Source organism: Halalkalibacterium halodurans (assembly GCF_004376175.1).
In the GTDB taxonomy this organism is placed as follows: domain Bacteria; phylum Bacillota; class Bacilli; order Bacillales; family Bacillaceae_D; genus Halalkalibacterium; species Halalkalibacterium halodurans.
Window position 1 is genome coordinate 48776 of sequence record NZ_SNUY01000023.1, and the last position, 6154, is coordinate 54929.

At 43.5% G+C, this 6154-nt stretch carries 8 protein-coding genes; all 8 read right to left on the reverse strand.

Going from position 1 to position 6154, the window contains the following annotated elements; all coding sequences use genetic code 11:
* Window positions 1-41 precede the first annotated feature (41 nt).
* Window positions 42-269, reverse strand: coding sequence for a carbon storage regulator CsrA (csrA, locus tag E2L07_RS09515; RefSeq protein ID WP_134229444.1), 228 nt, complete (start codon window positions 267-269; stop codon window positions 42-44).
* Complete coding sequence (fliW, locus tag E2L07_RS09520) at window positions 270-725, reverse strand: flagellar assembly protein FliW (protein ID WP_134229445.1); 456 nt, start codon at window positions 723-725, stop codon at window positions 270-272.
* Between the two features lie 75 nt (window positions 726-800).
* The gene (locus tag E2L07_RS09525; RefSeq protein ID WP_010899747.1) at window positions 801-1388 is read right to left on the reverse strand and encodes a DUF6470 family protein; all 588 of its coding nucleotides are present in this window, start codon (window positions 1386-1388) and stop codon (window positions 801-803) included.
* A 24-nt stretch (window positions 1389-1412) separates the two neighbouring features.
* Window positions 1413-2600, reverse strand: a complete 1188-nt coding sequence (gene flgL / locus E2L07_RS09530) for a flagellar hook-associated protein FlgL (protein ID WP_134229446.1) — start codon at window positions 2598-2600, stop codon at window positions 1413-1415.
* Between the two features lie 19 nt (window positions 2601-2619).
* Window positions 2620-4290 (reverse strand): flagellar hook-associated protein FlgK, encoded by a 1671-nt coding sequence (flgK, locus tag E2L07_RS09535; protein WP_134229447.1) that lies wholly within the window; start codon window positions 4288-4290, stop codon window positions 2620-2622.
* A gap of 32 nt (window positions 4291-4322) precedes the next feature.
* Window positions 4323-4820, reverse strand: a complete 498-nt coding sequence (locus E2L07_RS09540; protein WP_134229448.1) for a flagellar protein FlgN — start codon at window positions 4818-4820, stop codon at window positions 4323-4325.
* 16 nt (window positions 4821-4836) lie between these two features.
* Complete coding sequence (gene flgM, locus E2L07_RS09545; protein ID WP_010899751.1) at window positions 4837-5097, reverse strand: flagellar biosynthesis anti-sigma factor FlgM; 261 nt, start codon at window positions 5095-5097, stop codon at window positions 4837-4839.
* 466 nt (window positions 5098-5563) lie between these two features.
* A complete protein-coding gene (locus E2L07_RS09550) occupies window positions 5564-6004 on the reverse strand; it encodes a TIGR03826 family flagellar region protein (protein ID WP_010899752.1) in 441 nt (146 codons plus the stop codon).
* Window positions 6005-6154: the final 150 nt, after the last annotated feature.

Below are 6154 nucleotides of genomic sequence, written 5' to 3' on the forward strand. Positions count from 1 at the left end.
CGTAACGCGAGTGTAAACAAAAAAAGACCAGATCCGTCGATCTAGCCTTGTTGGTTCAATAAACCTTTTAATTGGCTTAATGGCACGGTTTTGGCCGCTTCGCTGTTCTCTTGTTGTATCGCCAAATACACTTCTTTTCGGTGAATATCAATATGACGCGGGGCGTTAATCCCTAGCTTTACTTGGTCGCCGTCGATCGAAATAACGGAGATTTCGATGTTATCTCCGATTTGAATCGACTCGTTCGACTTCCGTGAGAGGACAAGCATTTACTTCGCCTCCTTTACCAGCACAAGCTCTTTTTGAAAAAGAGGTTGTTTCCGGTCGTAAGCTGTATCCCCAAGCACTAGCTGTTTTCCCATTTGTTTATTCGCATTGATCACGATCGGAGCTTGCAAATTTACCGTTGTTTCCGAGAAAGGCTCCTTAACTGTTAGCAACGAAAAAATGGCCACATCGTTCTCATTCGTTATGTTGAGCTGAGCAATCGTTGCCTCTGGCAATTTCACACGATACTCTGGAAAAAATGAAAATGGGTTCACGATGATAAACGCTAAATCCACTGTTTTTGTCGATTGAAGGGTATAGTATGGGGTTCCCTCTTCAAATGGCAGAAGGACAAACTCCTTTTCATCTTCAAACGCAGGAATTCCTTGATCAAAAGCAATGAGCCTATCCTCAGCCACTTCCAATTTACCATTGTATTTGGTTTCAATTACTTTCATGTCAAATGTCACCACACTTTAATAAGTCTACAGTCATTTTATCATAGAAAGAGCAGCCGCAAAAAAAGCAGCTGCTTATAGCTCTTTATTCACTGAAACTCCGACGGCTTGAAAGCGAATGCTTTCCTTTTGTTTGACATAAGCTTTCGTTTCCCAGCGTGGGATCGTAATTTCAGGTTCACGTCGTGTTACATGGATATCAATCGTATTAGATGGGACAGAGAAAGTTAACTCACCAGGTTCGTAGTGAAACTTGATGCTAAAGGCCGAACGGGGCATATTAACCGTCACAAGCTGTTTCGGAGGAGATTCACTGTTCACTTTCGCTAAATGAGACAGCACCTTACCCCCTCTACCATTTTCAATTTTCATCATTTGATCCCCTTGTTGCCGGCGTTTCGCTAAATGATCCATATATTTGCGCTTCGCTTCCGCCACGATTTCTCCCGTTAGGCGAAGGGGCGTTTGCAAATTAGACTCAGCAAAAGCCTGTTGCTGATCAATATATAACTTAGCGGCTCGCTGGCTAATGTGAATCAAATCAACATGCTGTTGATATATTTGTAAGTCTGGGGCATGTTGTTTAATTGTAAGAGGCGGGCGTTCAGAATGGCGTCCGGTTTTTGCATTCGTTGTCTGTATATTAAGATATGGCAACTGCAAAATACCCACCCTTTCTTTTACGTACTATCGTAAAAAGTCCATTAACGTTGGCTGCATAATGCGAGCTCCTACAGCTAATGCCGCTCGATGGACGCTTTCTTGGATCGTTAAATCGATAATGACCTTTTCTAAGTCCACATCCTCATTATCTGACATAATACGTTTGGCCGTTATTTCTTGTTGGAGGATGCGACTTTCTAGCATTTCGACCCGATTGACACGCGCTCCTAATTCTGCACGCTCTGCAGTCACTTGATCAATATGCTTGGTAAAATTATCGATGTACGCTGTGAGTTCAGCACCAGAGACGCTCGGGTCTTCAAGTGCTTTTTCCAAACGAAGAATATCACCAAATAATGCGTTGTTAAACACGTTGGTCGGGTTTGTGTTTACTGGAATTTTCACCCCTTTTAATAGCTCAATTTCAACACGTTGCGTGTTAAAGGAGACCGCTTCACGATCAGCCACAACGACATCATTCAAACGGACATTTTTTGTCTCAGCTGCCCCTGTATTTACGTTTGGCCGTGACGACGTAATACGGCCCAAATCTGGATCAATCACAAGTTGAAACGCCTTTTCATTAAATTCATCGCTATCCGTTTCATCAAATGGGAGACTGTTCATTTGTCTCACATCCTGAAACACGAGATGGCCATCGGCATTTTCTCCAACATAGTGATACGTTTGTCCGTCATACACAATTTCGACAGTCTGTAAGTCCGTTCCCGGTTCCAATAAATGGGCAAACCCTAGATCCATTCTTTCCGGAGCCACGATTGGTGGATTGGTCGTATTCGTTCCGTTAAATATATATTTACCGCTGTTTTTCGTATTGGCGATAGATTGCAAATGCTCATAAAGCTGGCGAATTTCCTTTGCGATGTTCGCACGCTGTGTTTCTTCGTACGTATCGTTCGCCGCCTGAGTTGCCAACTCATGAATGCGGGCTAATGCATCTGTCGCTTCTCCAAGTGCTGCATCAGCCGTATCCATCCAGTTATAAACCTCACGAAGATTACGTTTAAATTGTTCAACCTCTGCCACTTGCGTCCGGTACCGTATCCCCTTCATCGCCACAACTGGATCTTGTGAAGCACGAGTAATCCGCTTCCCTGTGGATAGCTGGTCTTGCAACTCGCCTAGGCGCATATAACCTTGAGAAATATGGCGTAACGAATTGCCAGCAAGCATGCCTTGAGTCACTCTCATTCTAGATTTTCCTCCTCATTTAACGGCCAACGATGCCCATACCATTAATGATACGATCGAGCATTTCGTCAATTTGTGTAATATTTCGAGCTGCCGCATTGTACGCATGTTGGAATTGGATCATTAAGGTCATCTCTTCATCCAAGGACACTTGGCTGACAGAGTTCCGTTCGAATTGAACGTTATCACGTAAAACCTCATAGCTATCCCTCTTTGAAACAGCTTCGCTCGTCTCGACTGCTGCTCTTCCCATCACACCACGATAATAGTTACTGAACGTGGAAGCCGTGCCATTGAAATTCAGACGAATGTCCTTAATTTCTGATAAGAGCAAGGCGTTTTGACCGTCACCTGCAAAAGCACGCTTGGCTCCAGGTTTAAAGCTGTTTTCGTCTTCAAGCAACGTACGAATCGCTGCAAAATCTTTTGCCGCTAACAACGTTTGATATTGCTGTCTTGCATCGTCGGTTAAACCATCAAGGTTGACACGCGCCGCGGCAATGTTGTTTGCATTATTTAAAATATCGTCTGATACTTTTAACGTGCCAGCAGGCTTATTCTCATCGAATACGAAAAAGTCTCCGCCTAGACTCACTTCCCCTGTGAGCGGGTCTTCAAGTGTATACCCAATTCGGTGGGCACTATTCAAAGCTTCGACAAATGTTCTGACCATCACATTGAGCTCGGCCAGCATGTTAGGATAGAGGCCATTGACTTCACTGTTGTCAATGTCGGTTGGGTCTTGATAATAGCCAAATGCTTCAATTAAGCCCTTTAATCCACCTTGAGGCAGCTCTTGAACATTTAGGTTGACGGTATCCGTTCCATTTGAAATTGAGATCCCAGACACATATTCATCTCCAAGACTATTCTCAGTTTTTGCCACTTCAAATTGCTGCAACGCATTCTTGTCCGCTCCATTGACAAGCGTAATCCCCGTCCCTTTAAGCGTCACCGTAACTGCTCCTTCAGCGACTGGGTTTGGGTTCCCACCACTTTTCACACGCTGAACCTCAATCGGGATAATCGCCGAAATTTGATCAAGGAGACGATCTTGCTCATCGTATAAATCATTTGTCACGTAACCACTCGGCTCAACCTTGCGAATTTGTGCATTGATTTCATTTAGCTGTGAAAGTAGCGAGTTTAAATGGTCGGTAACGACACCTATTTCATTCCCATAATCGTCGCGAACTTGCTCTATGAGCATATATTGCTCATTAAAAGAATCGGCTAACGATACAGCTTGCTCCCGTAATACGTAGCGAACAGCCGTATCCTCTGGGTCTGCACTTAAGTCTTGTAATTTGCTCCAAAACTGATCAATCTGGTTCGCCAACCCGTTCGAATCTAAATCGTTCAAAATTTCTTCCATTCGAATGAGAGCATCGGCACGGGCGTCCCAATACCCATTTTGCGTATTGTGCTGGCGGTATTGCAAATCTAAAAATGCGTCACGAATCCTTTGAATGGAGCCTGCCATAACGCCTGTTCCTACTTGACCTGGAATGCTCGGTGCATTTCGACCGACACCAGGATACGCTTGAGTCTGTACGAAGTTTACCCGTTGTCTCGTGTAACCAGGTGTGTTTGCATTTGCTATATTGTGTCCGACAGTCCTTAACGCAGCTTGCTGGGTCATCATCCCGCGGCGTGCTGTTTCAAGCCCGTGAAAAGTGGATGTAGCCATGAATCGTGTTCCTCCGTTTCATTAAACAGTTGTTATGCTTTCGAATCAAAAGTGGAGTAGCCTTCTTCGTATCCATGTCGCTCCTTCTGTTGCGGTGGCTGATAACTCGTATGTTCTGCGCTTGGCAACAGCAAATCAAGAGACATGTTCACGAAGCTTAGGGATTCTTGGATTAATAACTGGTTTCGCTCATTCTCAACTTGTAATGCCATAATGGTTTCAATAAGGGCCGATTGCGTCCCTTCTAATTCCGCTTGCTCCTCTTTTGTTACGTGCGGAAGCATCGCCCGAACGGTTAATTCATCCGGAGCCTGACCGCATCGATCAAAAAAAGCAGCTACCTCTTTGCTACGAATTTTTTCTTGCACTTGCCCTTTATGAATCAATGCGGTTTCAGCGCGAACGAGCTTTTCGAGGGAGACCATGTCATTGTTCTTAATCGCTGCTGCTTTTTCTTTCGCACACGTTAGCAGCTCTTCATGGATGTGTAATAGCTCTGTCAATGAGCCTATCACTTGCTTAGCTGACATAAGGAGCCCCCTCTCATTACTTGTTCCAGAAGTCATAAAGCTTGTCGGCAACCGCCCGTGAGTCCACGCTGTACTCGCCTTTTTCAATCTTCTGTTTGATTTCTTCTATCTTCTTCTCTCGTTCTACTTCAATTGGAGAGCCTTTTTGCATTTCCTGCGCCTCTTTTGAAATTTCAAGTTGATCTCGTTTCTGTGGTTTTCCCTTAACGGTCTCGGCTTTTTCTACTTGTTGACGATAAAGCTGTTGGGAGATCGCTGTATACGGATTAACTTTCATTCATCTTCACCTCAATTTCTATCACACCATCATTTGTTCGCTATTGGTTACTCCTAATATCGGTCCATCCACGAAAATCGTTTAGCCTTTTTGCAATCCAAAAAAACGGTTAGGCTTAACAGTTACCTTACTCCTCAGCACGAACCACGTTCCTAAGTCACATAATTTTCTCCTTGAACGACAGGTCTAAAGACACGCTTTAGTAAATAGAGAGCAAGAGAGCATCTTTTCGCAAACGTCATGATAGACACCAAAGGGGCCTTTTATTTAGTATACCCTCGCTAAAGATCCCTTGAACTGGTAACGTTTTCTGCACAGGATAAAAAGGTGTGAATAGCAATTTTTATGACTATGTCGATTCGCTTCTTTTTTACTAATTTGTATTTCCTCCCCTCACTCTATCGGGAAAAATGAGTAGAACAGACCTCACCCGTGAGAATACGTGAGGTCTGAACCATTCTGAACGTTAATCCCTTTTCAAGCGATCTTGGAGAGAGTGATATGTCAGATTTTTTTCTTTGGCTTTTTCATTTGCTTGCTTCCTTTGCTGGAACTGCTTTTCCTTTTCTCCTGCATCCAATCCTGCTTTTAAATTGTCTGCACACCCATGACATAGTCGCCCCTCCCGAATTGTTGCACCGCACGATTCACACGGATACCCCAGGTTGGGAAACTGCTTTAATTGAATTCGTCCCTCGCGTATAAACTGTTCGATGTCTTGAATCGAAACTCCTGTTTTTTCATACACTTCTGTCACCGTTGCCATCCGATTGGATTTTTTACGTAAAAAAGTAGATACCTTTTCGTAATTCTCTTCTCTTTTTCGAAAGCATTTGTTACAAATTGGTCGAAGCGCTTTAACAAACAACTCTCCGCAAACTGGGCAATTAGCTAAATTGTTTTTCATGACTTTACCCCTCTCCATGATTCCGTATTGTCAAAACTTTATATAAAAATAGGCTATTAAATCCTATGTTAGAGGGCTTTATAAGCAAAAAAATTGCCACTCCCTGATTTCTGTAGATAATTGAGGTTACCACACATGTATTTTGCAATA

Coding starts and splice junctions, on each gene's coding strand:
- csrA (WP_134229444.1), bottom strand. CDS start 269: ATGCTTGTCCTCTCACGGAAGTCGAACGAGTCGATTCAAATCGGAGAT.
- fliW (WP_134229445.1), bottom strand. CDS start 725: ATGAAAGTAATTGAAACCAAATACAATGGTAAATTGGAAGTGGCTGAG.
- flgL (WP_134229446.1), bottom strand. CDS start 2,600: ATGAGAGTGACTCAAGGCATGCTTGCTGGCAATTCGTTACGCCATATT.
- flgK (WP_134229447.1), bottom strand. CDS start 4,290: ATGGCTACATCCACTTTTCACGGGCTTGAAACAGCACGCCGCGGGATG.
- E2L07_RS09540 (WP_134229448.1), bottom strand. CDS start 4,820: ATGTCAGCTAAGCAAGTGATAGGCTCATTGACAGAGCTATTACACATC.
- flgM (WP_010899751.1), bottom strand. CDS start 5,097: ATGAAAGTTAATCCGTATACAGCGATCTCCCAACAGCTTTATCGTCAA.
- E2L07_RS09550 (WP_010899752.1), bottom strand. CDS start 6,004: ATGAAAAACAATTTAGCTAATTGCCCAGTTTGCGGAGAGTTGTTTGTT.